The sequence below is a fragment of the Curtobacterium sp. MCBA15_007 genome (assembly GCF_001864905.1).
Taxonomy (GTDB): domain Bacteria; phylum Actinomycetota; class Actinomycetes; order Actinomycetales; family Microbacteriaceae; genus Curtobacterium; species Curtobacterium poinsettiae.
In genome coordinates, this window is sequence record NZ_MJGM01000014.1 from 33,947 (window position 1) to 58,718 (window position 24,772).

The following is a 24,772-nucleotide window of genomic DNA, read 5'->3' on the forward strand; positions in this document are numbered from 1 at the left end:
CCGCCAGCACGACGCACCGAGCAACCAAACCCGCACCAGCCCAACAAGCCCGCACCGTGCCCACCACCGCACCCCACGCCCGCACCGTGCGCCATCGTTCAACCCGTGCAGCGTCGACCGCACCGTGCCCCGCCACCACGACGCACCGAGCAACCGAACCCGCACGAGCCGAACAAGCCCGCACCGTGCCGACTCGACGCACGCACCCCGCACCCCGCCCGCACCCACCCCGCACGCTCCTCCCCCACGCGGTGGAGCCGGCCCCCGCCCAAGTCCCGCCCGGCGGCGGAGGCGGGGCGTGCCTCCCGGCCAATAGCGTCGGACGCAGCGACGACCAGCGTCGTGACGAAGGGGAACGACATGCTCACCATCGAAGGGGTGACCAAGCACTTCGGTGACCGCCAGGTGCTCGACGACGTGGGGTTCACGGTCGGCAGCGGCCGCCTCACCGGCTTCGTCGGCGGCAACGGCGCCGGCAAGACCACCACCATGCGCATCATGCTCGGCGTGCTCCAGGCCGACGCGGGCACGGTCTCGATCGACGGCACCGCGGTCCGTCCCGCCGACCGCCGCCGCTTCGGCTACATGCCCGAGGAACGCGGCCTGTACCCGAAGATGCCGGTGGCCGAGCAGATCACCTACCTGGCCCGGCTGCACGGCGTCGACAAGCGCACCGCGACGACCCGCACCGGCGAACTGCTCGAACGACTCGAGCTCACGCAGCACGCAGGCGACGCCGTCGAGAAGCTCTCGCTCGGCAACCAGCAGCGCGTGCAGATCGCGGCGGCGCTGGCCCACGACCCCGAGGTGCTCGTGCTCGACGAGCCGTTCTCGGGCCTCGACCCGATGGCCGTCGACACGGTGCTCGGTGTCCTGCGCGAGACCGCCGCCCGTGGCGTCCCGGTGCTGTTCTCGAGCCACCAGCTCGACGTGGTCGAACGGCTGTGCGACGACGTCGTGGTCATCGCCGGTGGCACGATCCGCGCCGCCGGTCCGCAGGAGGAACTCCGCAAGCAGGCCGGCCCCGCCGCGTGGGAGCTGCTGGTCGACGGCGACGTCGCCTGGCTCCGCGACGAGCCGGGTGTGGCCGTGCGGGAGTTCGACGGCGGCTACGCGGTCTTCGAGGCCGACGCCGCCACCGCCCAGCGCGTCCTGCAGCGTGCCGTCCAGCACGGCTCCGTCGGGTCGTTCTCGCCGCGGGTGCCGCGGCTCAGCGAGGTCTTCCGGGAGGTCGTCCGATGAACAGCTCCTTCGTGCAGGCCGTGCGGCTCGTCTCCGCACGCGAGATCCAGGCACGCATCCGCAGCAAGGCCTTCGTGGTCTCGGCACTCATCCTGATCGGCATGGTGGTCGCCTCGATCGTCGTCGGCGGGATCGTGAGCAAGGCCACCGCCGACGACACCACCGCGGTCGCGGTCGTCGACGGTGTCGCGCTGCCGACCACCAGTGGGCTCGACGTCACGAAGTCGGCATCGGTCGACGACGCCGAACGGCTCGTCACGAAGGGCGACGTCGACGCCGCGATCGTGCCGTCGGACGACCCGCTCGGCTACAAGGTCGTCGGGCTCGACGAGGCCCCGTCCGAGGTCGTCTCGGCGTTGAGCGTCACCCCGCGCATCGAGCTGCTCGACCCGGACGCGCTGCCGGGTGGGCTGGTCTACCTCATCGCGATCGCGTTCGGCGTCGTGTACTTCGCGTCGGCGGTGACGTTCGGCCAGTCGATCGCGCAGAGCGTGGTCGAGGAGAAGTCGACGCGGGTGGTCGAGATCCTGATGTCCGCGATCCCGGCCCGGGCGCTGCTCGCCGGCAAGGTGCTCGGCAACAGCGTCATGGCGTTCGCCCAGATCGTCGCGGTGGCCGTCGCCGCCATCGTCACCCTGGCGGTGACCGGGCAGGACAACACGTTCGCGATGCTCGGCCCGAGCATCCTGTGGTTCATCGGCTTCTTCGCGATCGGGTTCGTGCTGCTGGCGTCCCTGTTCGCGGCCGCCGCCGTGCTGGTGTCCCGGCAGGAGGACGTCGGCAGCGTCACCACCCCGGTGATGATGCTCGTGATGATCCCGTACTTCCTGATCATCGTCGCGTACGACAACCCGACGATCCTCGGCATCATGTCGTACGTGCCGTTCAGCGCCCCGATCGGCATGCCGATGCGGATCTTCCTGGGGACGGCCGAGTGGTGGGAGCCGATCCTGTCGCTCGTCATCGTCGCCGCTTCGGTGGTCGCGGTCGTGGTCATCGGTGCCCGCGTCTACGAGAACGCGCTGCTCCGCACCGGCAGTCGCGTGAAGCTGTCGGAGGCGCTGCGCGGCTGACGCCGCAGGACCGGCAGGCCCAGCGCACCCGGCGCACCCGGCTGCCCCGGACGGGAGGCCCGCCCAGCGTGAGCAGACCTGCTCACGTGGGGCGGGCCTCCCGTCCGTTGCCCGGCGCCGGTCAGGCGGTCAGCGTCGCGAAGGCGGACCGGTGCCAGACCAGCGGATTGTGCGCGAAGTCGGACATGAGTCCGAGCACCCGGAGCACCACGATGTCGTGGTCGCCGGCCGGGTAGGTGTGCTCGACCGAGCACTCCAGCCAGATCGGCGCCCCCTGCAGGAACACCGCGCCCGTCTCGGCGACCGTCGTGTCGACACCGACGAACCGGATCGACTTGTCCCGCGATGCGAGCTGCCGGGTGACCTGCGCGTGCCCCTCACCGAGGATCGAGACCCCGATCGTGCCGGCGTCGCGGAGTACCGGCCACGTGGTCGACGTGTGCTGCACGGCGAACATCACGAGCGGTGGGTCCTGTGAGACGCCGACCGTGAACGAGGACGCGACGAGCACGGTCGGTTCGCCGTCGACGACGGCGGAGAGCGCGGCGACACCGCACGGGAACCCGGAGAACGCCTGCTTGAGCGCGGAGCGGTCCGGGGCCTCGGTGGAGTAGGGGCTGATCATGACGCGGTTCCTTCCTGGTGAGCGGCGGCGGCGAGGACGACGTCCTGCCAGCGGGCGAGCCACACGTCGGTCGATGCGGGGTCCGAGTAGTGCTTGTCGTTCAGGTACAGGGCTGGGGCGACGACGGTCGCGCCGAGTTCGACCAGCACCGGTTTGAGGAAGACCTCCGGAGCGAGGGCGTGCGCCGGACCGGCACCGAGCATGAGCGGCACCGCGACGACGCCGGCGAGTCCGTCGCCGGTGCCGAACTGGTCGAGGAACAGCTTGAGCACGCCGGTGTACGTCGCCTTGAACGTCGGCGACGCGACGACGACGAGGTCGGAGCCGGCGACGGTGCGGACGGCGTCCGAGACGGCGGGGTCGCCCCAGCCGAGCAGTCCGGCACCGAGGTCGATGACGTCGACGACGTGGTCCGGGGCCCGGCCGGTGAGCCGCTCGAGCACGACCGTCGCGGCGTCGAGTGTCCGTGAGGCCGGCTTGGGGTTGCCGGCGACGACGGTGGTGATCATCGGGGTGCTCCTGTCGATGGGCGGGTGGTGGGTGCTTGGTGCAGTCCACCGCTCGTTCGTTTCGCCGCCGTACCGCGTCCGTATCGGCTGGGTTACGCCAGCTGCCCCGGCCCTGCGGCACCCGAATGTCCCGGTCAGCGGGGCTGCGCGTCCGGGCCGCTCCGCCATTCCGCCAGGCGTCGTCCCCACTGACCGCGCCGGATTGTGAGAGCGCCGTTTCCGGAAGTCGCCTCGGATGGGTCCGGCGTGTTTCGCCCCGCCGTCGCCGGCCCGTCACCGCCCGGATCCGCCCCTGCACGCGGGTCGGTGGCGCAGTCGTCCGCCCCGGATCCGTGGGGCGGACGACCCTCCGCGTCGGGCGCCGCAGGTGGCCTAACACCAGCGAAACAAACGCCTAACAGGACCGTTACCGGGCGACCCTCTGTCGGCACCCCGCGGCCGTTACATTCGCATCAGCCCCACTGCAGCGGCCGGCGTCACCGGCGATCCGCCACACGTCGGCCCCGCCCCGATCCGATGCCCCGCCGCCCGTCCCCGGCTCCCTTGCACGCTCCACCCCGCGCCGCGGGGCCTTCGGCGTCCCCGCCGCCCGTCCCCGCACCGGCTCCCCCGCCCCCCGCACCTTCCCTGCTCCACCCGTCCAGGAGGTCCCCGACCGATGTCGTCCCCCGCTCCGTCCCGAACGCGTCCGTCGCGTCCCGTGCTCCTCGCCGCCGCGATCTCCGGCGTGCTCTTCCTGTCCGCGTGCTCCGCCACCTCGACTGCGTCGACGAGCTCCGGTGACGTCACCGCCGGCGTCGAGCACGCCACGAGCCAGATCGAGGCCGCCAGCGTCGACCCGGCGTTCACCTTCGAGGGCGCGCGCTTCGACATGTCGGGGATCGCCGGCAAGACGATCTTCAACATCCCGAACTCGTCAGCCGTCCCGTTCATCACCGCGGTCGACGAGGCCGGCGAGAAGGTCGCCGAGCAGTACGGCGCGAAGTGGATCGAGTACACGAACCAGGGCACGCCCACCGAGCACTCCGCCGGCATCGACCAGGCGATCAGCCGCGGAGCCGACATCATCGTGCTCGCGCAGGGCGTCAACGGCGAACTGATCGTCCCGGCACTGAAGCGTGCGAAGGCAGCGGGGATCCCCGTGCTGATCAGTCACACCTACCAGACCGGGCAGGCGCTGCCGGACCAGCTGCAGGACCTCGTCGCCGCGCAGGTGACCGCCCCGTTCCACGAAGCCGCGAAGCTCAACGCCGACTGGGCCATCAAGGAGACCAAGGGCCAGGGCGACGTCCTCATCATCACGTCGTCCGAGGTGCCGCCGTCCGACGGCATCGTCAAGGCGATGCAGGACGAGTTCGAGGCGCAGTGCGACGGCTGCAAGGTGAAGGTGACGAACGTCCCCGTCGCCGACTGGGCGACGAAGATCTCGTCGACCGTGCAGTCCGCCGTGCAGTCCGACCCGAACCTCGACTACGTCCTGCCGGTCTACGACTCGATGACGCTGTACGTCGAGGCCGGCGTGACCGCTGCCGGCAAGACCGGCCAGGTCTTCACCTCCTCGTACAACGGCACCCCCGCGGTGCTGAAGATCCTGCAGGAGGGCAGCGTCCTCACGATGGACATCGGCGAGAACATGGAGTGGCTCGCCTACGCGACGCTCGACCAGGCCGGCCGTGTCCTGACCGGCACGCCGATCATCGAGGACGGTGACGAGAAGACCCCGCTGAAGGTCTTCACGAAGGACAACGTCGACGAGACCGGCACGCCGCCGGCGCCGAGCAAGGGCTACGGCGACGCGTACAAGACCGGGTACGAAGCGATCTGGGGCGCGGCCGAGTGACGGCCACCCGGGAGGCACGGCTCGGCTCCGCATCGTCCGCTGCGGTCGTCGGGTCCGGTGCGGACACCGCGTCCGGTGCGGTCGTCGGGTCCGTCGCGGACACCGCGCCGGTCCTGCGGATCAGCGGGCTCACGAAGCGCTTCGGCGGGCTGACCGCGCTCGACGACGTCGACCTCGAGGTCCTGCCCGGTCAGGTGCACGCACTGCTCGGCGAGAACGGCTCCGGCAAGTCGACCCTCATCAAGATCCTGTCCGGCACGTACGCGCCGGAGCCGGGCGCGACGATCGAGGTCCGAGGCGCCCGGCTGCCCCTGCCGTTGCCTCCCGGGTACTTCCGCCGCGTCGGGATCAGCTTCGTCCACCAGGACCTCGCACTCGTGCCGTCGCTCGGCGTGACCGAGAACCTGCGGCTCGCGACCGTGGTGGCCGGGCGCGGACCCTTCGTCCGCTGGGGCGCCGAGCACCGTGCCGCGGCCGAGCTGTTCGCTCGGTACGGGGTCGACATCGACCCACGAGCACGGATCGACGAACTCACCGACACCCAGAAGGCCCTCGTCGCGATCCTGCGGGCCGTCGCCGAGCTGGGCGACGACCGAGCGCTCATCGTGCTCGACGAACCGACGGTCTTCCTCCCGAAGGAGGACGCCGACCTGCTGTTCCGCGTCGTGAAGGACCTCGTCGCGGACGGCCGCACCTCGGCGCTGCTGGTGTCGCACGACATGTCCGAGGTCCTCCAGCACGCCGACCGGGTCACCGTCCTGCGGGCCGGCCGGGTCCAGGCGCACCGGGACACCACCTCGACGACGGCCGACGAGCTCGTCTCCCTCATCGTCGGACGCGGACTGGACGGTCCCGCCGCCAGGACTCCGCGCCCGGCGACCACCGGCGACGCCGTCGTGACGGTGCGGGACCTCCGGGTCGGTGTCGTCGACGGGCTGTCCTTCGACGTCGCGGACGGCGAGGTCGTCGGCATCACCGGGCTCGCCGGCTCCGGTGTCGAGGACGTGCTGCCCGGCCTGTACGGCGCACGGCCCGCGACCGGCTCGCTCGCCGTGCGGCAGGACGGGGCGACGCCCGCGCCGGTCGACCTGGCACGGGTGACGCCCGGCTCCTCGATCGCCCGCGGCGTCGTGTACGTCCCCGCGGACCGCAAGCGCGAGGGCGGGGCACTCACCCTGTCCGTCGAGCAGAACGTCACGCTCCCCGTCCTCGGGAAGCTCCGCGGGCTGCTCGGCCTGTCGCCCGCGCGGGAACGCGCCCACGTCGCGGGACTCGTCCGCGACTACGACGTCCGGCCCGCCGACCCGGCCGCCCTGTTCGGGACCCTGTCCGGCGGCAACCAGCAGAAGGCCGTCCTGGCCAAGTGGATGCAGGACGCCCCGAGGCTCGTGCTGCTGCAGGAACCGACCCAGGGCATCGACGTCGGGGCCCGCGCCGCGATCTTCTCGATGCTCCGCCGGAGTGCGGAGCAGGGCGTCACGATCGTCTGCGCCTCCACCGACTACGACCAGCTCGCGCAGGTGTGCGACCGCGTCGTCGTCCTCGCCCACGGCCGCGTGCACGACGTGCTGACCGACGACCGCATCGACCGCGACGTCATCGCGGCTGCCGTCGTGGCGAGCCTCGTCGACGACGACGCCCCGGCGTCCCCTGCCGTGCCCTCCTCCCCCGATGCCTCCTCCGCAGTCAAGGAGAACGCCTGATGTCCACCACCGCCGACCCGGTCCTCGAGACCTCGATCGTCCGTCCGACCCGTCCCCGCTTCTCGTGGGGGCACACCGAGCGGTACGCGCTGCTCGGCGCCTGGCTCGTCATCGTCATCGCGTTCAGCATCGCGCTGCCCGACACCTACCCGACCCTCGGCAACCTGCAGAACATCCTCGGGTCCCAGTCGGTGTTGCTCATCCTGGCGCTCGGGTTCCTGTTCCCGCTCACCGCGGGCGAGTTCGACCTCTCCGGCGCCTCGACGATGTCGCTCTCCGCCATGACCATCGCCGTGCTCAACGCGAAGATGGACGTCCCGCTCGTGCCCGCGATCGCCGCAGGCCTGGTCATCGGCGTCGTCGTGGGCCTGGTCAACGGGCTGCTGACCGTCGGGTTCCGCATCGACTCGTTCATCGTCACCCTCGGCATGTCGACCTTCATGATCGGGATCATCCAGTGGATGAGCGTGTCGTCCTCGGTGACGGGCATCGACCCGGCACTCGTGCAGGCCACGGTCGGGTGGCGCGGGCTCGCAGGCCTGCCGCTCGCGTTCGTCTACGGCCTCATCGCCACGGTCGTCGTCCTGGTCGTCCTGAGCGCCACCCCGGTCGGCCGACGGCTGCTGTTCGTCGGCACCGGCCGCACCGTCGCGGAACTCTCCGGGCTGAACGTCCGACGGCTCCGGGTCGGTGCGTTCGTGGGCGCCGGCTTCACCGCCGCGGTGGCCGGGGTCGTCTACGCCGGCACCCTCGGCGGCGCCGACCCGTCGAGCGGACAGTCGTTCCTGCTCCCCGCGTTCGCCGCCTGCTACCTCGGTGCGACCGCGATCGTCCCGGGGCGCTTCAACGCGATCGGCACGTTCATCGCCGTGTACTTCCTGTTCTCCGGCGTGGTCGGTCTGCAGATGCTCGGCGCCGACAACTTCGTGCAGCAGCTCTTCTACGGCGGCGCCCTCATCGTCGCCGTCGCCGTCTCGCAGACCATCCGGCGGCACTCCGTCGCGACCGCCGCCAAGGCCGCCGCGAAGCGTCCCTGACCCTGCTCCCCCTTCGACACCCACCACAGAAAGCGAGTTCCCCATGGACATCGGAGTCTTCATCCCGATCGGCAGCAACGGCTGGCTCATCTCCACCACGTCGCCCCAGTACAAGCCGTCGTTCGACCTGAACCTCGAGATCGTGCAGAAGGCCGAGGCGTACGGCTTCGACTTCGCCCTGTCGATGATCAAGCTGCGCGGCTTCGGTGGCCCGAGCGGCTTCTGGGACGAGAACCTCGAGTCCTTCACCCTGATGGCCGGTCTCGCCGCCCGCACCGAACGGATCCGCCTGTTCGCGACGACCGCCGTCCTGACCATCCCGCCGGCGATCGCGGCACGCATGGCGGCGACCGTCGACTCGATCTCGCACGGCCGCTTCGGGCTGAACCTGGTCGCCGGGTGGCAGAAGGCGGAGTACGACCAGATGGGCCTGTGGCCGGGTGACGAGGTGCACTTCAAGCGCCGCTACGCGTACCAGACCGAGTACATGCAGGTGATGAAGGAGCTGTGGGAGACCGGCCGGAGCGACTTCCACGGCGAGTACTTCCAGATGGACGACTGCCGGATGCTGCCGCGGCCGACGTCGCACATCCCGATCGTCTCGGCCGGTCAGTCGTCCCAGGGCATGGCGTTCGCCGCGGAGTACTCGGACTACAACTTCTCGATGGGCGTCGGTGTGAACACCCCGACCGCCTACGCCGAACAGAACCAGGCCCTGCTCGAGGCACGCGAGAAGACCGGCCGTGACGTCGGCTCCTACGTGCTCTTCATGGTGATCGCCGACGAGACCGACGAGGCCGCCCAGGCGAAGTGGGAGCGGTACAGCGATGGGGTCGACGTCGAGGCGATCGCCTGGATGACCGGCCAGGCGCTCACCGATGCCGAGGGCGAGGACGGCAACACGGCCAAGCGGATCTCGCTGCCCGAGGGGGCCGTGAACATGAACATGGGCACGCTCGTCGGCTCCTACGAGCACGTCGCCGCGATGCTCGACGAAGCCGCCGCCGTCGAGGGCACCAAGGGCATCATGCTGGTGTTCGACGACTTCCTGCAGGGGATGGACGACTTCGGCACCCGCATCCAGCCGCTGATGCGCACCCGCGAGGGCGTCGCGTCCGCTGCTCCGAGCGCGGTCACCGCATGAGCGCCGCCGCGAGCCGTCCGGTCATCGAGGTCGCGGTCGTCCAGGCCGGCGGGACCCCCGCTGACGGCGACACCGCACTCGACGAACTCATCACCCTGTTCGAGCAGGCCGCGGAGGGTGCCGACCTGGTCGTGTTCCCCGAGCTCTGCACCACGCCCTACTTCTGCGGCGTGGTCAACGACAGCCGGAAGTCCTGGGCACAGCCCGTCCCCGGTCCGGCGACCGCCCGCTTCGCGAGCACGGCGAAGCGGCTGGGCACCGCCGTCGCCTTCGGTCTCTACGAGGACGCGGGCGACGCGCAGTACAACAGCGCGGTGTTCATCGACGCCGACGGCACGCTCGTGCACGGCACCGACGTGCACGGCGACCGCGTGGCGTCGTACCGCAAGACGTCGATCCCGACGAACGCGATCTCCGACGTCGACGAGAAGCACTACTTCGCCGCCGGTTCCGGACCGGTCGTGTTCGACGCGCTCGGCACCCGCTTCGGCATGCTCATCTGCTACGACCGGAGCTTCCCCGAGTACTGGCTCGCGTCACGTGCCGCCGGGGCCGAGGTGATGCTCGTGCTCGTGTCGTCGATGGGCTTCCGCGAGACCCTGTTCACCCAGGAACTGCAGGTCCGCGCGCTCGAGACGCAGACGTGGGTCCTCGCCCCGAACCGCGGCGGCGAAGAGACCGTCGACGGCAAGACCGTCAGCTACTTCGGTCGGTCCTCGGTCGTCTCACCACGGGGTGACCTGGTCGTCTCGGCCCCCGCCCACCAGGCGGGACCGATCATCCGGGCCACCATCGACGTCGGCGAGGTCGCGGCAGCCCGCCGGGACTTCCCGCTCGGACGTGACCGGCAGCCCGGGGTGTTCCGGTACCTCGCCGACGCCCACGCAGCGGCGGCGGTCCCCGCGTGACGGACGTCGCCGCCCTGGTCCGCGGCACCATCGCACCGCAGCTCGACCGCGCGCTGGCCGCGAGTCGCGCGAACCCGTTGCCCGCGGCTCCGTCGGCGCTGCCCGCGGAACCGGCTCACAGCGCGCAGCTGTTCGGCGGGCTCCTCGGCGCGGCGATCGACGGGGCCCCGGCGCCGACCGCTGCCGGTCCGGACGACGACCTGGCGGTGTGCCGGGCTGCCACCGACCCCGCTGGCGCCTCGGTCGTCGAACTCCTCGCCGCGTACCGGTCCGGCACCACGACCCCTTCCGAGGTCCTCGCCGCACTCGCCCCGCACTGGACGAGCGACGACGTCTGGTCCGATGCCGTCCTGCGCCTGGTGCAGGGGGCCGAGGAAGCCGCCGCCGAGTCCACCCGCCGCTGGGCGGACGACGACGCCCGACCGCTCGAGGGGATCCCGTTCGCGGTGAAGGACATCATCGACGTCGCGGGGACGATCGTCACGAGCGGCTCGCTCCAGACCGGTGACCGTGTGGCCCCGAAGGACGCCACCGTCGTGGCTCGGCTCCGCTCCGCCGGCGCGATCCCGGTGTTCACGGCGGCCACCACCGAGTTCGCCTGCGGCGGGCCGCACAACGCCCGGTACGGCGCCGTGCGGAACCCGTGGGACCCCGAGCGCTGGACCGGTGGCTCCTCGACCGGGTCGGGTTCGGCGCTGGCCGCCCGGATCGTCCCGCTCGCGCTCGGGTCCGACACCGGCGGATCGATCCGCGTCCCGTCCGCCCTCTGCGGGACCACGGGGATCAAGCCGACGTACGGCCTCGTGCCGCGCACCGGGGTCGCGAGCCTGTCGTGGACGCTCGACCACGTCGGCCCGATGGCTCGCTCGGCCGAGGACCTCGCCCTCGTCCTGGCGGTCATCGCCGGCTCCGACGGCGAGGACCCGACGACGTTCCCCACCGTTCCGCTCATCGAGGCCGCGCCCGAACGGGTCGAGGGGCTCCGGATCGGGGTCCCGCTCGACTGGTTCACCGAACGCGTCGACCGCGCGGTGCTCGACGCACACGCCGCGGCGGTCGAGCGCTTCCGCGAGCTCGGCGCGACACTCGTGCCGATCGAGTTCGACGACCTGGAGTCGATCGACTCCGAGTGCTGGACGGTGTTCTACGGGGAGCTCGCCGCGAACCAGGAGGCCAACGCCGGCACGGCCGACCTGTTCGACGCCGGGACCCGCGCCCGGTTCGACGTGTCATTCCTGCCGACCGCGGCGGACTACCTCCGGGCACTCCGCCGTCGCCCGCTCGTGCAGGCCGCGATGGTCACCCGGATGGACGAAGCCGGCGTGGACGTGGTGCTCACCCCCGGGATCGGCGCCACCGCCCCGCGGCTCGACGACCTGACGATGTCGGTCGACGGCGAGCGGTTCAACCTGCACGACGTCATCCCCCGGAACACCCGGCTGTTCGACTACGTGGGGTTCCCCGCGCTGATGATGCCGGCGGGCACCGCGCCGGACGGCCTGCCCGTCGGCGTGCAGCTCGTCGCGCGGCCGTGGGACGACCGCCTGGTGCTGTCCGCGGCCGCCGCCTTCCAGCGGGTCACGACGCACCACCGCCTGGTGCCGCCGTCGTCCGCCGTGCGAGGGCCGACCGATCGGTAGCCGCACCATCGACGAGGGCGCCGCCCGGCGACGCGCCTGGCAGGTGCTCTGCGCGTCGAGCCTGAGCGTCGTCCTCGTCTTCATCTCCTCGAGCGCGCTCCTCATCGCGCTCCCCGACGTCAGCCGTGACCTCGACGCCAGCGCCGTGCAGTCCAGCTGGGTGCTCCTCAGCTACATGCTCACCACGACCACCCTCATCCTGGTCTTCGGGCGCATCGCCGACCTCGTCGGTCGGCGCCGTCTGTACATCGCCGGCATCCTCGTCTTCCTGCTCGCCTCCCTCGCCTGCGGCTTCGCCCCGGACGCCGCGGTGCTGCTCGGTGCCCGACTCGTGCAGGGCGTGGGGGCGGCAGCGATCGTCACCAACACGACCGCGCTGCTCACCGATGTCTTCCCGGAGTCGATCCTGTCGCTCGGCCTCGGCCTGAACGCCACGGTCGCCGCGGTGGGCCAGGTCATCGGGCCCGTCGTGGGCGGGCTGGTCGCCGAGTCGTTCGGGTGGCGGTGGATCTTCCTCGCCGGCGTGCCGATCTCACTGGCCGGACTCATCTGGTCGCTCCGGCTGATCCCGCACAGCACGCGTCCCCCTTCCGGCGAGCGCCTCGACGTGCCGGGGTCAGTCCTGTCCGTCGCCGCCGTCGGACTGCTCGTCGGTGCGGTCTCGACCGGCGGCTCGGTCGGCTGGTCGGCCGTCCCCGTCGTCGCGATGACCGCCGGCGCGGTCGTGCTCGGCGGAGTGTTCGTGTGGACCCAACGCCGGGTCGCGCACCCCCTGGTCGACCCGGCGATCTTCCGCGACCGCACCACCATCACCCTGTTCTCCGCCGCCGGGCTGTGCGCCCTGTCCAGCTACGCACTGGTCCTGCTGGCTTCCCTGTCGTTCCAGGCGGTCGACGGCAAGGACGCCGTCGACGCCGCGCTCTGGGTGCTGCCCACGCCCATCGGCACGACGGTCGCGGCGGTGAGCGCCGGGTTCCTCGCCCGCCGGGTCGCCGCGCGGACGCTGTCGACCATCGGCATGCTCCTGATCGCGCTCGGCGCCGCGGTGCTCGCGGTGTCCCTCGCCGACGGCGACGCCTACGCCGTCACCGCCACCGGCCTCGGCGCCGTCGGGGTCGGCACGGGCGTGTTCATGACGCCGAGCACGTCGGCACTGATGACCCGCGTCCCGGAGCACCGCCGCGGCATCGCGAACGCCATCCGTTCGGCCCTGCAGAACGCCGGTTTCCTGTTCTCGACGGCACTCGGCCTCGCGATCGCGACGGGCGGCCTGTCCGCGGCACAGGCGGCTGCGGCCTACGACGGCAGCCTGCTCAGCCTGCCGTCCGGCGACGTCCAGGTGTTCGTCGACGGCGTCCGCGCCGCGGCGCTGACGTTCGCCGGCTGCGCGGCCCTGGGGGCGCTCATCGTCGCGTTCGGGCCGTTCGGGCCTCCCGACCGGGAGGCGCCACTCCGGCCCGACAGGTCGGGGCCGATCCCCGAGCCGGGGGCGTCCACGTGACCGTCCCCACCCTGGCAACGACCACCCACGACGGAAGCAGGACGCCATGACCGACGACCACCAGGACTACGCGGCAGCCGGCTTCACCGGCACGCTGCAGCCAGGACGACGCGCTGCGCTCGTCGTCGTCGACCCGGTCCGCGCCTACGTCGACCCCGACTGCGGGCTCTACGCCGGCGTCGAGGAACCCGTCGAGCGGATGCGGGAGCTCACCACCGCTGCCCGCGCCGCCGGGGTGCACGTGGCGATCACGACGATGGCACTCTCCGCCGACGGGTCCAACGCCGGCGTGTTCTTCCGCAAGGTGCCGGCACTCGCCGCGTACCTGCCCGGCGCGTCGACCGGAGCGTTCGTCGACGGGCTCGAACCGCTCGACGGCGACACCCTGGTGCCCAAGCAGTACCCGAGCGCGTTCTTCGGCACGTCCTTGGCCGCCGACCTCGTCGCCCGCGGCGTCGACACGCTCTTCATCGCGGGGCTGTCGACGAGCGGGTGCATCCGCGCGACCGCCACGGACGCCATGCAGTACGGGTTCGTGCCGATCGTCGTGCGCGAAGCCGTCGGCGACCGGTTGCCGAGCGTGCACGAGGCCAACCTGTTCGACATCGCCGCCAAGATCGGCGAGGTCTGGCCCATGGACCAGGTCCTCGAGCACTGGGACGCGGCATGAGCACCACGACGCGAGTCGAGGCGCCGGTCCGGGGCCGGCCGCGGAGCGCTGCCGTCGGCGAGTCCGTGTACACCGCGTGCGTCGAGATCCTGGCCGAGGGCGACCCCCGCGCGTTCACGATCCGGGCCGTCGCCGACGCGGCCGGCGTGGGTGCGGCGACGATCTACCGGCGGTGGTCGAGCAAGGAGGTCCTGCTCACCGAGACCGTGATCCGGTTGATGGAGGCGCACATCCCGACGGTGCAGGACGCCCCGATCGCCGAGGGTGTCCTGGGACTCACCCGGGGATGGGTGCACGCCCTCGTCGCGACGCCGGTCGGTCGGGCGCTCCCGCTCATCGTGGAGACCGCGTCGCACGAGCCGCGGGTCGCCGAGGCCGTCGCCGAGTGGCACCTGGACCGGCGGCTGCGGGTCAACGCGATGCTGCAGCGGGCGATGGACGCGGGCGACCTGCGACCGGACGTCGACCTCGGCATCGCCGTGGACCTGCTCGGCGGGCCGACGTTCTACCGACGCGTGTTCGTCTCGCTCGACATCCAGGCACCCGACTACCCGGTGCGGCTGGCCCGGGAGTTCCTGCGGTGGGCCGGTTGGACCGGCGACCTGTCGACGGTGGGGGTGACCTCGTGACCGGGACCGTGCCGGAGGGGTTCGCCCCGTCCGCTGCCTGGACCGACATGGGGGTCGGGGCGACACCGTCGACGCCGGGGCACTGGATCGGGTTCAACCGACGATCCGACGCGGCCCGCCAGGTGTCCGACCTGATCCGGGCCGACATCGTCGCGGGGCGGTTCACCGGTCCGCTGCCGTACGAGTGGGAGCTGCTCGACTTGTACGGCACGACGCGGAACGTCCTGCGAGCTGCCCTCGCGTTGCTCAAGGAACAGCGGCTGCTCACCCGTGCGCCGCGATCAGGCACGTTCGGTGTGCGGCCCGTCGCCTCGGTGAGCCTGGCCCGCACGTCCGACGAGGTCACGATCTACGGCGAGACGGCCGGGGGCAGCGTGTTCGAGTCGCCCCGGCTCAGCATCGTGCACCTGTGCGTGCAGCAGGTGACCGCGCCGGAGACCGTCCGGCGCAACCTGGAGATGACCGGCAGCAGCGCGTTCTTCGTCGAGAGCCTCATCTCGTTCGACGGCGAACCGAGCCGGGTCCGGACGAGCTGGGTCCCACACGAGCGCTTCCCCGACCTGGTCGCCGAACCGCTCACCGAGTACGTGCCGGACGTGCTCGTCAGGAAGGCCGGCGCGCGGCCGGAGGCACGACGGTTGCTCCTGAGCACCGTGAACGCCGACCAGTGGACGGCCGACCTGCTCGACATCGATCCCGGCCAGGCGATCTTCCACATCGAACGGTTGATGTGCCTGGCCGACGGGACACCCGTCGAGTACGGGTTCTCGCGGTACCGCGGCGACCGGGCGGTGATCGACTCCCGGATCACGTGAGGCACGGGCGGGGATCGTCAGTCCGTGCGCACCGAGAAGACGTCGCCCGGCTGGCAGCCGAGCACCTCGCACAGTCGGGTGAGGGTGGAGAACCGGATCGCGCGGGCCCGGTTGTTCTTGAGCACCGAGAGGTTGACGACGGTCACACCGACGCGGTCGGCGAGCTCGGTCAGGGTCATCCCCCGCGCGGCCAGCAGATCGTCGAGGTGACAGACGACCGCGTGGCCGTCCTCCTGTTCCGGGGGCATCAGACCAGCCCGGCCTGGTCCCGCACCATCCGCTGCGAGGCGGTGAGCGCGAACCGGAAGCAGACGACGACGAGCAGGCCGAGGTACACGGGCAGGAACTGGTGATCGACCACCGGCGTGGGCAGGTACCCGTCCCAGCCGAGCCCGGACACGACCCAGTTCCACCCCATCCGGCGGACGAACGACGGCAGGAACCCGGCGGCCAGCACCGCGCCGGCGAGCCAGTCGAGGATCCGGGGGGTCGAGCGGTCGAAGAGCCCGCCGCGCGAGATCTTCCAGGCCACCGCCGCCACCAGGGCGATCAGGACGCTGACGAGCAGGACCTCGAGGGCGTCGCCGACGCGGATGCACCCGATCGCACCACCCGGCAGGTCGGCGACCGGCGCCCGGAGCACGAGCTGGTCGGACGTCACCGTCGCGCCACCCGGGGGCTGCGGGATGGCCCTCGTCTCACGCATCCGGATCGGCACCGCCACCGTGCCCGAGGTGATCGACTGGACGAGCTGTTCGACGTACCGCCAGACGACGAACACGATGCCGATGGCGCACGAAACGACGTAGGCCAAGTAGGAGTTCCGCCCGCGGGGCGGTTCGTAGACGGGTGTGGTCATGGCTGCTTCCCCTGTCGATCATCGATACCATCGAATTTCGATGCAACGATAAACGATGGGTCCGGCTCGGGCAAGCCCCTACAGCAGCCCGAACGCCGCCTGCACGCCGAGGCTCGTCCCCGCCACCAGGACCCAGAGCGCGATGCCGAGCAGCATCGGACGGAACCCGGCACGTCGCAGCGCCGCGAAGTCCGTCGAGCAGCCGATCGCGGCGAGCGCCACCGTGATGAGGAACGAGGCGGCGGTCGCGAACCCCGGTGCCACGGACGCGGGCAGGACCCCGACCGTCCGGAGCAGCACCACCACGAGGAACCCGATCAGGAACCACGGCACCAAGCGGAACACGCGGAATCCGCGGCCCGACCCCGAGGCGGGGGCGAGTTGCTCGCGGGAGGCGCGGCGGGCCTCCAGCCCGGCCAGCCCGATGACGATCGGGATGATCATCAGGGTGCGCACCAGCTTCACGACGACCGCGGTGTCGGTCGCCTGGCGACCGTAGACGGTCGCGGTGGCGACGACGGACGACGTGTCGTTCACGGCGGTGCCCGCGAAGACGCCGAAGGCGTGCTGGCTGAGGCCGAGGGCGTGCCCGAGTAGCGGGAAGGCGAAGACGGCGGCGATGTTGCAGAGGAAGATCGTGGACATCGCGTAGGCAACGTCGGCGCTCACCGCGCCGATGATCGGCGTGACGGCGGCGATCGCCGAGGCGCCGCAGATGCCGGTCCCGACACCGATCAGGGTGCGGAGCGCGCCCGACACCCGGAGCAGTCGACCGATCCCCCACGCGGCCACCAGGCAGACGACGAGCGTCGCGAGCATCACCGGCAGGGTCTCACCGCCGATGCGCAGCACCTCGCCGATGGACAGTTGCGCGCCGAGCAGGACCACCGCGAACTGCAGCACCCGGCTGGACGAGAACTTCACCCCGGGGGCGAGCACCGCGAGTGTGCCACCGGTGCGACGCCGGACGAGCCACCCCACCACGGCACCGATCAGGACTGCGGGGACGGGGCCGCCGACCACCGGGACGACCCGGCCGACCAGGGTGGCGACGATGCCGATCGCGACGGCGAGGGCGACACCGGGGGCGGCTGCACGGACGGACTGCATGAGGACAGCATGTCGTGCCCGCGGGCCGTCCGTCGGCGCGACGGGCAGGATGGCACGGTGGACTACTCGGGGGAACGGTGGGTGCAGCGACTGCGCGACGGGGAGATGCCGAAGCGGGGGCCGGTGCTGCTCGCGGCGACGATCAGCACGGCGGTGGGGCTCGCCGCGCTCGTCGCAGAGTTCGCGTTCCCGGACTTCCTGCGCGGCATCGAGAGCGCGCGGAAGCAGGGGGCGTTCGTGTTTTGGCCGCTGATCGTGGTCGGGATCGGACTGCTGCTGGCCGTGTCGACGCTGTCCGCCGGCCGAGCAGATCGACGGACGTCGGCGCGCATCGGAGCGGGGAGGACGCCCAGGTTCCACCTGCCCGTCACGACGTCCGGCCTGCGCACCTCCGACGACTTCCCGAGACCCCGGCCCCAGATCTGGACCGCCGACGAGTTCGGCCTGCACGCGTGGGCACCGTCGCGGGAGGCGCCGGTGTTCGACCTGCCGTGGGCGCGCATCCGGCGGTTCTCCGTCGCGACGCGGGAATCCCGCGGCCAGCGCGCCGACTTCGGCATCTGGATCACGACGACCGACGGCGACGATGTGGTCGTGCAGCCGCGACCTGCCCTCGGGCGGGGGTTCGAGGCCCGACCGGACCAGCTCGCCACCCTCGTGCGGGTCCTGCGCGGACTGCAGCGGGAGCTGGGCGTGGAACCTGCGGCGTCAGACCGTCACTGAGCGGGCGGGGTGTCACCCGTCATGTCGACGCGGCCGGTCTCGTCGTTCCAGGTGAAGGTGGCCGTGGTCCGGCCGGAGGGTGCTGCGTTCGGTTCGCCCGCCTTCGCGAACTTGTAGGTCACCGTCACGGCCGACTCGCTCCGTCGTTCGATCGTCGGCTCGAAGGCGTACTGCTCGGCAGTGGCGGTGCCGAGGTACCGGCCTTCGTGGAACAGCAGGATCGCGTACGGGGAGCCGGCTGTGGCGAACTCGGGTTCGACCACGGACCAGGACAGCGGCGCGCAGGCGTCGTAGCCGGAGTAGTCGGCGTTCGCGGCGTCCCACTTCGCGTCCTCGAGACCGGCGGGCAGTGGCAGGGCCGCGATGCCCGCGGCGGCAGCCTCGGCGCCGCTCGTCGGCCCGCAGGTCGGGGTCGGTGCCGGTGTCGGCGTCGGCGTCGAGGTCGGCGTGCTCGCGGCGTCGGAGGGCGGGGCGGTGACGGTCTCGGTCACGGTCGGGGTCGCCGCGCTGCCGTCCGCCCCGTCCGCGCCGGAGCACCCCGTCAGCAGTGCGGCCAGGGTCGCAGTGGTCAGGATCAGGGCGGTTCTCGTCAGGCGCATCCCTCCACGCTGCCTGCGCCGCCGAACGGTCGCCCGCATCGTTACCGGGATGTGTCCCTCCGGACGCTGCAGCGGTGTGCCTGTGGCGTCCGCCGACGTGCTGCCACACTGCTCCCATGCGGGGGATGCACCAGGGGACCGTCCGGGTCGAGGTCCGGGACGACCAGATCGACGGACCACACGGACCAGTGCCCATCCGTCGGTACCGACCGGCCGATCCGAGCGCCAGCACGGGATCCCCGACCCTGGTCTGGGTGCACGGCGGCGGGTTCTTCCGGGGCGACCTCGACCTGCCGGAGTCCGACGCCGTCGCACGCGCACTCGCCGAGCGCGGGCTGCCGGTCGTGACCGTCGACTACCGCCTCGGACCGCTGCCCGGACTGCCCTGGCTCGGCCGGGGTGGACCACGTGGGCGACGACGGGCACCGCACGCGCGGGACGAGATCGTGGCCGTGCTCCGCCACCTGCACCACGAGACGCCGTCCGCCGGCCTGCTGCTCGGCGGGGCGAGCGCCGGTGCGTGCTTGGCGGCCTCCGCGGTCGCGACCGCCCCGGCACTGGTCGGCCTCGTGCTGACCTACGGGTTCTTCCACGCTCGACTCCCCCGCGACCGGGCGGTGCGGCGACTCGTCCGCGGACACCGGTGGTTCACGCACGCCCCGGTGCTGTTGGACCTGAGCAACCGGGCGTACGCGGGCGGCCACCCCGCTGCGGTCTACCCGGCGTCCGACGGCCTCACCCGGTTCCCTCGCACCCTGATGGTCGACGCCGAGCGGGACGTCATGCGTGTGTCGGGTGAACGCTTCGCGGGCGACCTCGTGCACGCGGGCGTCCCCGTCGAACGCCACGTCCTGCCGGACAGCCGTCACGCGTTCCTCAACCGACCCGGCACGCGGGACTTCGACGACACGATCGAACGCATCGCCGCGTGGGCGGATCGGACACCCGACCACCGGACGCCCGACCACCACACGCCCATCCGCTGAGCGCTCTTCCACGGACGAACGGCGGACATCGGGGAACGCCGCGCCCGAGGCGGACGTACTCTGGGAACGGAAGCAACGGCGGTTCCGAATCCCCTTCGCCACGCTTCCCCCGTGGCGCCTCACCACCGTGACGAAGAGTTCCATCGTGACCGAACACCTCATCGAGTACGTCGCCCGCGACCGCACGGGCATCACCGCCGTCGTGACACCGACCGGTGTCATCGACGTGGACACCGTGATCCAGCACATCCGCGCCGGCCACGCGGGGTACTACGTGGCTGCCGACTCGTGGAAGCGCGCGCCGGTCCGGAGCATGTCGTTCATCGGCGGGACCTACCTGTTCGCGAACTGGGATGGCTCGAAGCGGAACATGCTGCACGACCTGGCGTTCCGGTCGCCGACCCGCTCGATCGAGACGATCCACGAGCCGGAGTCCCGGTTCTCGCGGTTCCTCGACGCACTGTTCGGCAAGCGGACGCCGCAGCGCTGACCCTCGGCAACCGGCCCGTGGGAGCATTGCCGGACAGACAGAAGGGGGAGCACATGCTCGCACGAGAGGTGTCCGAGAAGCGGTTCCGACCGACCAAGTTCCGCGACGGGTACGACCAGCGCCAGGTCGATGCGTTCCTCGACCGGATCCAGGCCACCCTGACCGGGTACGAGCAGCGGCGGCCCGTCGACCCGCTCACGCCGCAACAGGTCATGGATGTGCGGTTCCAGCCGACGAAGTTCCGCGAGGGGTACGACCAGGGGCAGGTCGACGACTTCCTCGACGAGGTCGTCGTCGCACTGCGCCAGCACGGCGCCCGCTGAAGCGGTCACCGGCGGTGCAGGTGACCGCCTGGAGGCGCGGCGTGCGTCACGGACGCAGGTCGCGCCTCCAGGCGGTCGCGTCGGTCAGCGGACCGACTTGATGGGCAGGATCACCAGGGCGCCGAGGATGACGGCGACGCCGGCACCCCAGAGCATGAGCGTGTAGTTCTGGCCACCACCGATACCGAGCAGGAACAGGCCGACGGCGGGGGCGAGTGACTGCGGCAACGCGTTCGCGATGTTGATGACGCCGAGGTCCTTGCCGGGGCGCTCCGGGTCGGGCAGCACGTCGACGACCAGGGCCGTGTCGATGGCGGCGTAGATGCCGAAGGCGAAGCCCAGGACGATCTCGGCGAAGTAGAACCCGCCGACCGTGTCGACGTGGGCCAGGATCACCAGACCGACGGCGGTCATGGCCGTCGAGCCCCAGACGAAGACCTTGCGACGTTGGATCCGGTCGGACACCCAGCCGGAGACCGCTGCGCTGACGAGCAGGGCGATCGTGTACAGGAGCACGCCGAACGCGACGACCCCGACTGCCTCGCCCTGCGGGAGCCCGATGCGGTCCTGCATGTACAGGAGTCGGTACGTCGTGAACATGAACGTGCCGAAGGTGATGAGGAAGCGGCCCCACCAGGCGAGCCCGAAGTCGCGGTGCTTGATCGGGTTCGTCCAGAACGAGCTGATCAGGTTGACCCAGCTGAAGGGCTTGACCGGAGTCGTCGGCAGGTCGTCACGGGCGACGAACGAGTAGACGAGGACCGCGACGATCGCCAGGACACCCGGTGCGATGAACAGGACCGGCAGGTTGCCGACCAGGTACACGGCCAGGTAGAGCCCGGCGAGGATCGCGATGTTCTGCGCCAGCGCGATGACGCTCGAGGCCTTGCCGCGCTGGAACTCCGGCACGTTGTCGGCGAAGCTCGCCGTCAGGGTCGAGAGCACCGCGTTGGCGGAGACCTGCGCGAGCACCCAGGCCAGGGTGAGCTGCAGCACGTCGGGCGAGAACGCGAGCCAGGCGAGGGATCCGACGAAGACCACGACGCCGCCGACCATCCACGGGCGACGACGACCCCACCGCGTTCGGGTGCGGTCGGAGAGCGCACCGAACAGCGGGTTGGCGAACAGGGCACCGAGCGCTCCGAACGGCAGGACCGAGCCGACGACGGTCTCGGGGCTCGTCGGGTTCAGCTCCGTGGCCTTGATCGACATGCTCACGAAGACGGGGGTGAGCAGGGCGACGAACAGGCCGAACTGGGCGAAGCTCAGGCCCCAGAGGTACCCGCGACCCACCCGGACGGTGCTGACGGACTGTGTGATGCCCTCGACCGAGAACGCTCGGGACGCAGCAGCGTCCGTGGCGGTGGCTCCGGCGGCTGCGGTGACCGCGGGGGACGCGGTCCCGGCGATGCCGCGGGTGGGTTCTTCCTTCGACGACGGTGTCGACATGACTCCTCCTCGAGTCATAGGGGGCTTCGGGGCCCTCGAATACCTAGCGCTGCTAGGTGATCGGGACTGTAGCACCGGAAACCGCAGGCCGGAAGGTTTTGCTCTGATTGTTTCGTCGGTGCGGATGCGTGCCGACGAAGAACGACACCGCCGTTGTCGGAGGACAACGACGGTGTCGTTCTGCATCGACCCGCAGGCCGGAAAGGAGCCGCTACTGCTCGCCGTCCTCTTCCGGGTTGAAGTGCGAGTCGTCGCCCGAGTGGCCCGCGGCCAGGCCGTCGGGGTTGTTCGGGATGGTGTTGTCGTCGCCGAGGCCGCCCGGCTTCTCGGTGCCCTCGGGGTCGTTCTTCGGGGCGTCGTGCGTGTTGCTGCTGTCGGTCATGAGCTGCTCCAGTGCAGGGATCGACCCGGCGGCACCGCCACCGGGGTACTGAGGACTCGGACAGTACGTGCCCCGCCTCGGAATCCACCGTCCGAGCGGGGGAAGCGGATGACACGGGCCGGGGCTCTCGGTAGATTGTTCAACAACCCGCGACGACAGGGAGCACCCGTGACGACGATCGACCTGAACAGCGACCTCGGCGAGGGCTTCGGCGCCTGGGCCATGGGCGACGACACCGCGATGCTCGACGTCGTCTCGAGCGCCAACGTCGCGTGCGGGTTCCACGCCGGCGACCCGACGATCATGCTCACCACCGCCCGCGCCGCCGCGGAACGCGGTGTGGCGATCGGCGCCCACGTGGCCTACCGGGACCTGATCGGCTTCGGCCGCCGCCCCGTGCACGTCACACCGGACGAGCTGTACGCCGACGTCGTCCACCAGCTCGGGGCGATGGCGGCCACCGCGCACGTCGCCGGCGCGGCCGTCACCTACGTCAAGCCGCACGGCGCCCTGTACAACACCGCCTGCGCCGACCCGGTGCAGGCCGAGGCGGTCGTCCGCGCCGTCGCCGACGTCGACCCGTCGCTCGCCGTGCTGGCGTTGCCCGGGTCGGAACTGCTGCTGGCGGCCGAACGACACGGGCTCCGCGCCGTGAGCGAGTCCTTCGCCGACCGCGCCTACGAACCCGACGGCTCGCTGGTGTCCCGGAAGCAGCCGGGGTCGGTGCTGCACGACCCGGACGAGGTCGCGGCGAGGGTGCTCCGCATGGTCACCGACGGCGTCGCGATCGCCGTCGACGGGTCCGAGATCGCGGTGCGTGCCGACTCGGTGTGCGTGCACGGCGACTCCCCCGACGCGGTCGCGATGGCCCGTGCGATCCGAGCACTCCTGACCGAGCACGGCGTGACGATCGCGCCGTTCGTGTTGCCCGCACCGCTCGCGCCGTGACGGGTCCCGACGTCCGCTCCGCTGGCGGCACCGCACTCCTCGCCACGTTCGAGTCCCTCGCCGAGGTCGTCGCCTTCCGCGCCGGGCTCGACGAGGCCTCCCTGCCCGGCCTGACCGAGGTCGTCTCCGGCGCCCGGACGCTGCTGTTCCGGTTCGACCCCGCGACGACGGACGCCGGTCGGCTCCGCTCGGAGCTGGCGCACGTCATCCCGGTCAGCGCCACGCTCGAAGCGCACGACGCCGAACCGCTCGTCATCCCCGTCACCTACGACGGCGAGGACCTCGACACCGTCACCGAACTGACCGGCATGCGGCGCGACGAACTCGTGGCGTGGCACACCGGGCAGCTCTGGACGAGCGCCTTCTGTGGCTTCGCCCCGGGCTTCAGCTACCTGACCGGCAGCGATCGACCGCTCGACCTGCCCCGCCGCAGCACCGCCCGCACGGCCGTCCCGAGCGGTGCCGTCGCGGTGGCCGGCGAGTTCAGCGCCGTCTACCCGCGGACCTCGCCCGGCGGCTGGCAGCTCATCGGCCGCACCGACGTGCCGATGTGGTCGCTCGAGCGCACGCCCCCGGCGCTCGCGCCAGCCGGCACCCTCGTCCGCTTCGTCGTGGCGGGTGCGGCATGAGCGCGCTGACCGTCGTGCAGGTCGGCTACGGCGTGACCACGCAGGACCTCGGTCGCCCGGGCTTCAGCGACATGGGCCTCGGGGCGGCCGGCGCGGCCGACCGCGGGTCCGCGGCACTCGCCAACCGACTGGTCGGCAACCGTGCCGACGCGGCCGTCCTGGAGGCCGTGCTCGGCTCCGTCACGCTCCGCACCGACGCGTACGTGGTGGCGGCCGCCACCGGCGCGGCCTGCCCGGTCGAGGTCGAGCGGGCGGACGGATCGGTCCGCGGGGCGGCCTCGCACGAGGTGCTGCTGCTGGCCCCGGGCGACACGCTCCGTATCGGCACCGCGACCGTGGGCCTGCGCGCCTACATCGCGGTCCTCGGGGGCTTCGCGGTGGAACCGGTGCTCGGCAGCCGCTCGTGGGACTCCCTGGCGCGCCTCGGTCCGCCGCCGCTGTCGGCCGGCGACCTCCTGCCGGTCGGCGGAGCCCGGGTCTCGTGGCCGGTCGTCGACGCGGTGCCGCAGCCCGAACCGCGGTGGCCGGACGAGCCGGTCGTGCTCGACGTGGTGCCCGGGCCGCGCGACGACTGGTTCACCCCGGAGTGGCGATCGACCCTGACCGGTCAGGACTTCGCCGTCAGTGCGGACAGCGACCGCGTGGGGGTCCGCACCACGGCTGCGACGCCGCTCGCCCGCTCCGTGACACGCGAGCTGCCGAGCGAGGGTGTCGAGACGGGATCGCTGCAGGTGCCGCCCGAGGGGTTCCCCGTGCTGTTCCTCGCCGACCACCCGGTCACCGGCGGCTACCCGGTCGTCGCGGTCCTGACGCCCCGGTCGGTCGACCGTGCCGCGCAGCTCCGGCCTGGTGATCCGCTCCGGTTCCGCATCCTCGACTGACCGACCCGGAACAAGCGCAGGGGGTCCGGAGTTGGCTTGGACACCGCTGACGAAAGG

Annotated in this window: 26 protein-coding genes and 2 pseudogenes; 20 read left to right on the forward strand and 8 right to left on the reverse strand. The window is 71.7% G+C overall.

The window, feature by feature from the left end:
* Positions 1-360 precede the first annotated feature (360 nt).
* Complete coding sequence (locus BIU95_RS07540; protein WP_031259546.1) at positions 361-1,242, forward strand: ABC transporter ATP-binding protein; 882 nt, start codon at positions 361-363, stop codon at positions 1,240-1,242.
* Positions 1,239-2,315 carry an ABC transporter permease gene (locus tag BIU95_RS07545; RefSeq protein WP_071251241.1) on the forward strand — a complete coding sequence of 359 codons (1,077 nt, stop codon included), beginning with the start codon at positions 1,239-1,241 and terminating at the stop codon, positions 2,313-2,315. Before BIU95_RS07540 ends, BIU95_RS07545 begins: the two co-directional genes overlap by 4 nt.
* Positions 2,316-2,436: 121 nt before the next feature.
* On the opposite strand, the gene BIU95_RS07550 is transcribed toward BIU95_RS07545, so the two are convergent.
* Together BIU95_RS07550 and BIU95_RS07555 are read right to left on the reverse strand one after the other, a co-directional pair.
* The gene (locus BIU95_RS07550; RefSeq protein WP_017886837.1) at positions 2,437-2,940 is read right to left on the reverse strand and encodes a flavin reductase family protein; all 504 of its coding nucleotides are present in this window, start codon (positions 2,938-2,940) and stop codon (positions 2,437-2,439) included.
* Complete coding sequence (locus BIU95_RS07555; RefSeq protein WP_017886838.1) at positions 2,937-3,449, reverse strand: NADPH-dependent FMN reductase; 513 nt, start codon at positions 3,447-3,449, stop codon at positions 2,937-2,939. The genes BIU95_RS07550 and BIU95_RS07555 overlap by 4 nt, the downstream gene beginning before the upstream one ends.
* Before the next feature lie 658 nt (positions 3,450-4,107).
* Between BIU95_RS07555 and BIU95_RS07560 the strand changes: the two genes are divergently transcribed.
* Genes BIU95_RS07560 through BIU95_RS07605 form a run of 10 tightly spaced genes read left to right on the forward strand, consistent with a single transcriptional unit; the run spans position 4,108 to position 15,336 of the window.
* Positions 4,108-5,289 (forward strand): sugar ABC transporter substrate-binding protein, encoded by a 1,182-nt coding sequence (locus BIU95_RS07560; protein WP_071251243.1) that lies wholly within the window; start codon positions 4,108-4,110, stop codon positions 5,287-5,289.
* Positions 5,286-6,992 (forward strand): sugar ABC transporter ATP-binding protein, encoded by a 1,707-nt coding sequence (locus tag BIU95_RS07565; protein ID WP_052481918.1) that lies wholly within the window; start codon positions 5,286-5,288, stop codon positions 6,990-6,992. Before BIU95_RS07560 ends, BIU95_RS07565 begins: the two co-directional genes overlap by 4 nt.
* The gene (locus BIU95_RS07570) at positions 6,992-8,029 is read left to right on the forward strand and encodes an ABC transporter permease (RefSeq protein ID WP_071251245.1); all 1,038 of its coding nucleotides are present in this window, start codon (positions 6,992-6,994) and stop codon (positions 8,027-8,029) included. The genes BIU95_RS07565 and BIU95_RS07570 overlap by 1 nt, the downstream gene beginning before the upstream one ends.
* Before the next feature lie 43 nt (positions 8,030-8,072).
* Positions 8,073-9,173 carry a pyrimidine utilization protein A gene (gene rutA, locus BIU95_RS07575; protein WP_042540642.1) on the forward strand — a complete coding sequence of 367 codons (1,101 nt, stop codon included), beginning with the start codon at positions 8,073-8,075 and terminating at the stop codon, positions 9,171-9,173.
* The gene (locus BIU95_RS07580; protein WP_071251247.1) at positions 9,170-10,081 is read left to right on the forward strand and encodes a carbon-nitrogen hydrolase family protein; all 912 of its coding nucleotides are present in this window, start codon (positions 9,170-9,172) and stop codon (positions 10,079-10,081) included. The genes rutA and BIU95_RS07580 overlap by 4 nt, the downstream gene beginning before the upstream one ends.
* A complete protein-coding gene (locus BIU95_RS07585) occupies positions 10,078-11,721 on the forward strand; it encodes an amidase (RefSeq protein WP_071251249.1) in 1,644 nt (547 codons plus the stop codon). The genes BIU95_RS07580 and BIU95_RS07585 overlap by 4 nt, the downstream gene beginning before the upstream one ends.
* Before the next feature lie 43 nt (positions 11,722-11,764).
* Positions 11,765-13,222: an MFS transporter gene (locus BIU95_RS07590; protein WP_052481919.1), complete on the forward strand. Its 1,458-nt coding sequence runs from the start codon at positions 11,765-11,767 to the stop codon at positions 13,220-13,222.
* Between the two features lie 46 nt (positions 13,223-13,268).
* Entirely contained in the window at positions 13,269-13,892 is a 624-nt protein-coding gene (locus BIU95_RS07595; protein WP_071251251.1) for an isochorismatase family protein, read from the forward strand.
* A complete protein-coding gene (locus BIU95_RS07600; RefSeq protein WP_042540652.1) occupies positions 13,889-14,521 on the forward strand; it encodes a TetR-like C-terminal domain-containing protein in 633 nt (210 codons plus the stop codon). The genes BIU95_RS07595 and BIU95_RS07600 overlap by 4 nt, the downstream gene beginning before the upstream one ends.
* Positions 14,518-15,336, forward strand: a complete 819-nt coding sequence (locus tag BIU95_RS07605) for a GntR family transcriptional regulator (RefSeq protein WP_071251254.1) — start codon at positions 14,518-14,520, stop codon at positions 15,334-15,336. Before BIU95_RS07600 ends, BIU95_RS07605 begins: the two co-directional genes overlap by 4 nt.
* Before the next feature lie 17 nt (positions 15,337-15,353).
* On the opposite strand, the gene BIU95_RS07610 is transcribed toward BIU95_RS07605, so the two are convergent.
* From BIU95_RS07610 to BIU95_RS07620, 3 genes are all read right to left on the reverse strand, one after another.
* Positions 15,354-15,584 carry a helix-turn-helix transcriptional regulator gene (locus tag BIU95_RS07610; protein WP_017886849.1) on the reverse strand — a complete coding sequence of 77 codons (231 nt, stop codon included), beginning with the start codon at positions 15,582-15,584 and terminating at the stop codon, positions 15,354-15,356.
* Positions 15,584-16,195 (reverse strand): hypothetical protein, encoded by a 612-nt coding sequence (locus BIU95_RS07615; protein ID WP_017886850.1) that lies wholly within the window; start codon positions 16,193-16,195, stop codon positions 15,584-15,586. Before BIU95_RS07615 ends, BIU95_RS07610 begins: the two co-directional genes overlap by 1 nt.
* A gap of 78 nt (positions 16,196-16,273) precedes the next feature.
* A complete protein-coding gene (locus BIU95_RS07620) occupies positions 16,274-17,305 on the reverse strand; it encodes a YeiH family protein (RefSeq protein WP_071251256.1) in 1,032 nt (343 codons plus the stop codon).
* Between the two features lie 9 nt (positions 17,306-17,314).
* On the opposite strand from BIU95_RS07620, the gene BIU95_RS07625 reads away from it, so the two are divergent.
* Positions 17,315-18,028: a hypothetical protein gene (locus tag BIU95_RS07625; RefSeq protein WP_217639432.1), complete on the forward strand. Its 714-nt coding sequence runs from the start codon at positions 17,315-17,317 to the stop codon at positions 18,026-18,028.
* On the opposite strand, the gene BIU95_RS07630 is transcribed toward BIU95_RS07625, so the two are convergent.
* Positions 18,022-18,627, reverse strand: coding sequence for an LppP/LprE family lipoprotein (locus BIU95_RS07630; RefSeq protein WP_175470738.1), 606 nt, complete (start codon positions 18,625-18,627; stop codon positions 18,022-18,024). The two genes, BIU95_RS07625 and BIU95_RS07630, sit on opposite strands and share 7 nt — an antisense overlap.
* Before the next feature lie 125 nt (positions 18,628-18,752).
* On the opposite strand from BIU95_RS07630, the gene BIU95_RS07635 reads away from it, so the two are divergent.
* From BIU95_RS07635 to BIU95_RS19165, 4 genes and pseudogenes are all read left to right on the forward strand, one after another.
* On the forward strand, positions 18,753-19,613 hold the full coding sequence (locus BIU95_RS07635; RefSeq protein WP_071251263.1) for an alpha/beta hydrolase: 861 nt from the start codon (positions 18,753-18,755) through the stop codon (positions 19,611-19,613).
* A 145-nt stretch (positions 19,614-19,758) separates the two neighbouring features.
* The gene (locus BIU95_RS07640) at positions 19,759-20,103 is read left to right on the forward strand and encodes a hypothetical protein (protein ID WP_056069993.1); all 345 of its coding nucleotides are present in this window, start codon (positions 19,759-19,761) and stop codon (positions 20,101-20,103) included.
* 53 nt (positions 20,104-20,156) lie between these two features.
* Positions 20,157-20,252 (forward strand): annotated as a pseudogene (locus BIU95_RS18930) (DivIVA domain-containing protein); the annotation flags it as partial.
* 9 nt (positions 20,253-20,261) lie between these two features.
* Positions 20,262-20,411, forward strand: a pseudogene (locus BIU95_RS19165) (DivIVA domain-containing protein); the annotation flags it as partial.
* A gap of 99 nt (positions 20,412-20,510) precedes the next feature.
* On the opposite strand, the gene BIU95_RS07650 reads toward BIU95_RS19165, so the two are convergent.
* On the reverse strand, positions 20,511-21,875 hold the full coding sequence (locus tag BIU95_RS07650) for an MFS transporter (protein WP_052481922.1): 1,365 nt from the start codon (positions 21,873-21,875) through the stop codon (positions 20,511-20,513).
* Positions 21,876-22,086: 211 nt separating this feature from the next.
* On the reverse strand, positions 22,087-22,257 hold the full coding sequence (locus BIU95_RS18595; protein WP_017886857.1) for a hypothetical protein: 171 nt from the start codon (positions 22,255-22,257) through the stop codon (positions 22,087-22,089).
* Between the two features lie 168 nt (positions 22,258-22,425).
* Here BIU95_RS18595 and pxpA point away from each other — a divergent pair, with 168 nt between their 5' ends.
* The 3 genes from pxpA to BIU95_RS07665 are packed head-to-tail and all read left to right on the forward strand — an operon-like array spanning position 22,426 to position 24,715.
* Positions 22,426-23,205, forward strand: a complete 780-nt coding sequence (gene pxpA, locus BIU95_RS07655) for a LamB/YcsF family protein (RefSeq protein WP_056069985.1) — start codon at positions 22,426-22,428, stop codon at positions 23,203-23,205.
* Entirely contained in the window at positions 23,202-23,834 is a 633-nt protein-coding gene (locus BIU95_RS07660; RefSeq protein ID WP_071251265.1) for an allophanate hydrolase subunit 1, read from the forward strand. The genes pxpA and BIU95_RS07660 overlap by 4 nt, the downstream gene beginning before the upstream one ends.
* Entirely contained in the window at positions 23,831-24,715 is an 885-nt protein-coding gene (locus tag BIU95_RS07665; RefSeq protein ID WP_071251267.1) for a biotin-dependent carboxyltransferase family protein, read from the forward strand. Before BIU95_RS07660 ends, BIU95_RS07665 begins: the two co-directional genes overlap by 4 nt.
* Positions 24,716-24,772: the final 57 nt, after the last annotated feature.

What these genes read in the sequence shown, in the direction of transcription:
- BIU95_RS07540 (WP_031259546.1), top strand. Translation starts at nt 361, where the DNA reads ATGCTCACCATCGAAGGGGTGACCAAGCACTTCGGTGACCGCCAGGTG.
- BIU95_RS07545 (WP_071251241.1), top strand. Translation starts at nt 1,239, where the DNA reads ATGAACAGCTCCTTCGTGCAGGCCGTGCGGCTCGTCTCCGCACGCGAG.
- BIU95_RS07550 (WP_017886837.1), bottom strand. Translation starts at nt 2,940, where the DNA reads ATGATCAGCCCCTACTCCACCGAGGCCCCGGACCGCTCCGCGCTCAAG.
- BIU95_RS07555 (WP_017886838.1), bottom strand. Translation starts at nt 3,449, where the DNA reads ATGATCACCACCGTCGTCGCCGGCAACCCCAAGCCGGCCTCACGGACA.
- BIU95_RS07560 (WP_071251243.1), top strand. Translation starts at nt 4,108, where the DNA reads ATGTCGTCCCCCGCTCCGTCCCGAACGCGTCCGTCGCGTCCCGTGCTC.
- BIU95_RS07570 (WP_071251245.1), top strand. Translation starts at nt 6,992, where the DNA reads ATGTCCACCACCGCCGACCCGGTCCTCGAGACCTCGATCGTCCGTCCG.
- rutA (WP_042540642.1), top strand. Translation starts at nt 8,073, where the DNA reads ATGGACATCGGAGTCTTCATCCCGATCGGCAGCAACGGCTGGCTCATC.
- BIU95_RS07580 (WP_071251247.1), top strand. Translation starts at nt 9,170, where the DNA reads ATGAGCGCCGCCGCGAGCCGTCCGGTCATCGAGGTCGCGGTCGTCCAG.
- BIU95_RS07595 (WP_071251251.1), top strand. Translation starts at nt 13,269, where the DNA reads ATGACCGACGACCACCAGGACTACGCGGCAGCCGGCTTCACCGGCACG.
- BIU95_RS07600 (WP_042540652.1), top strand. Translation starts at nt 13,889, where the DNA reads ATGAGCACCACGACGCGAGTCGAGGCGCCGGTCCGGGGCCGGCCGCGG.
- BIU95_RS07610 (WP_017886849.1), bottom strand. Translation starts at nt 15,584, where the DNA reads ATGCCCCCGGAACAGGAGGACGGCCACGCGGTCGTCTGTCACCTCGAC.
- BIU95_RS07615 (WP_017886850.1), bottom strand. Translation starts at nt 16,195, where the DNA reads ATGACCACACCCGTCTACGAACCGCCCCGCGGGCGGAACTCCTACTTG.
- BIU95_RS07620 (WP_071251256.1), bottom strand. Translation starts at nt 17,305, where the DNA reads ATGCAGTCCGTCCGTGCAGCCGCCCCCGGTGTCGCCCTCGCCGTCGCG.
- BIU95_RS07625 (WP_217639432.1), top strand. Translation starts at nt 17,315, where the DNA reads ATGTCGTGCCCGCGGGCCGTCCGTCGGCGCGACGGGCAGGATGGCACG.
- BIU95_RS07630 (WP_175470738.1), bottom strand. Translation starts at nt 18,627, where the DNA reads ATGCGCCTGACGAGAACCGCCCTGATCCTGACCACTGCGACCCTGGCC.
- BIU95_RS07635 (WP_071251263.1), top strand. Translation starts at nt 18,753, where the DNA reads ATGCACCAGGGGACCGTCCGGGTCGAGGTCCGGGACGACCAGATCGAC.
- BIU95_RS07650 (WP_052481922.1), bottom strand. Translation starts at nt 21,875, where the DNA reads ATGTCGACACCGTCGTCGAAGGAAGAACCCACCCGCGGCATCGCCGGG.
- BIU95_RS18595 (WP_017886857.1), bottom strand. Translation starts at nt 22,257, where the DNA reads ATGACCGACAGCAGCAACACGCACGACGCCCCGAAGAACGACCCCGAG.
- BIU95_RS07665 (WP_071251267.1), top strand. Translation starts at nt 23,831, where the DNA reads ATGAGCGCGCTGACCGTCGTGCAGGTCGGCTACGGCGTGACCACGCAG.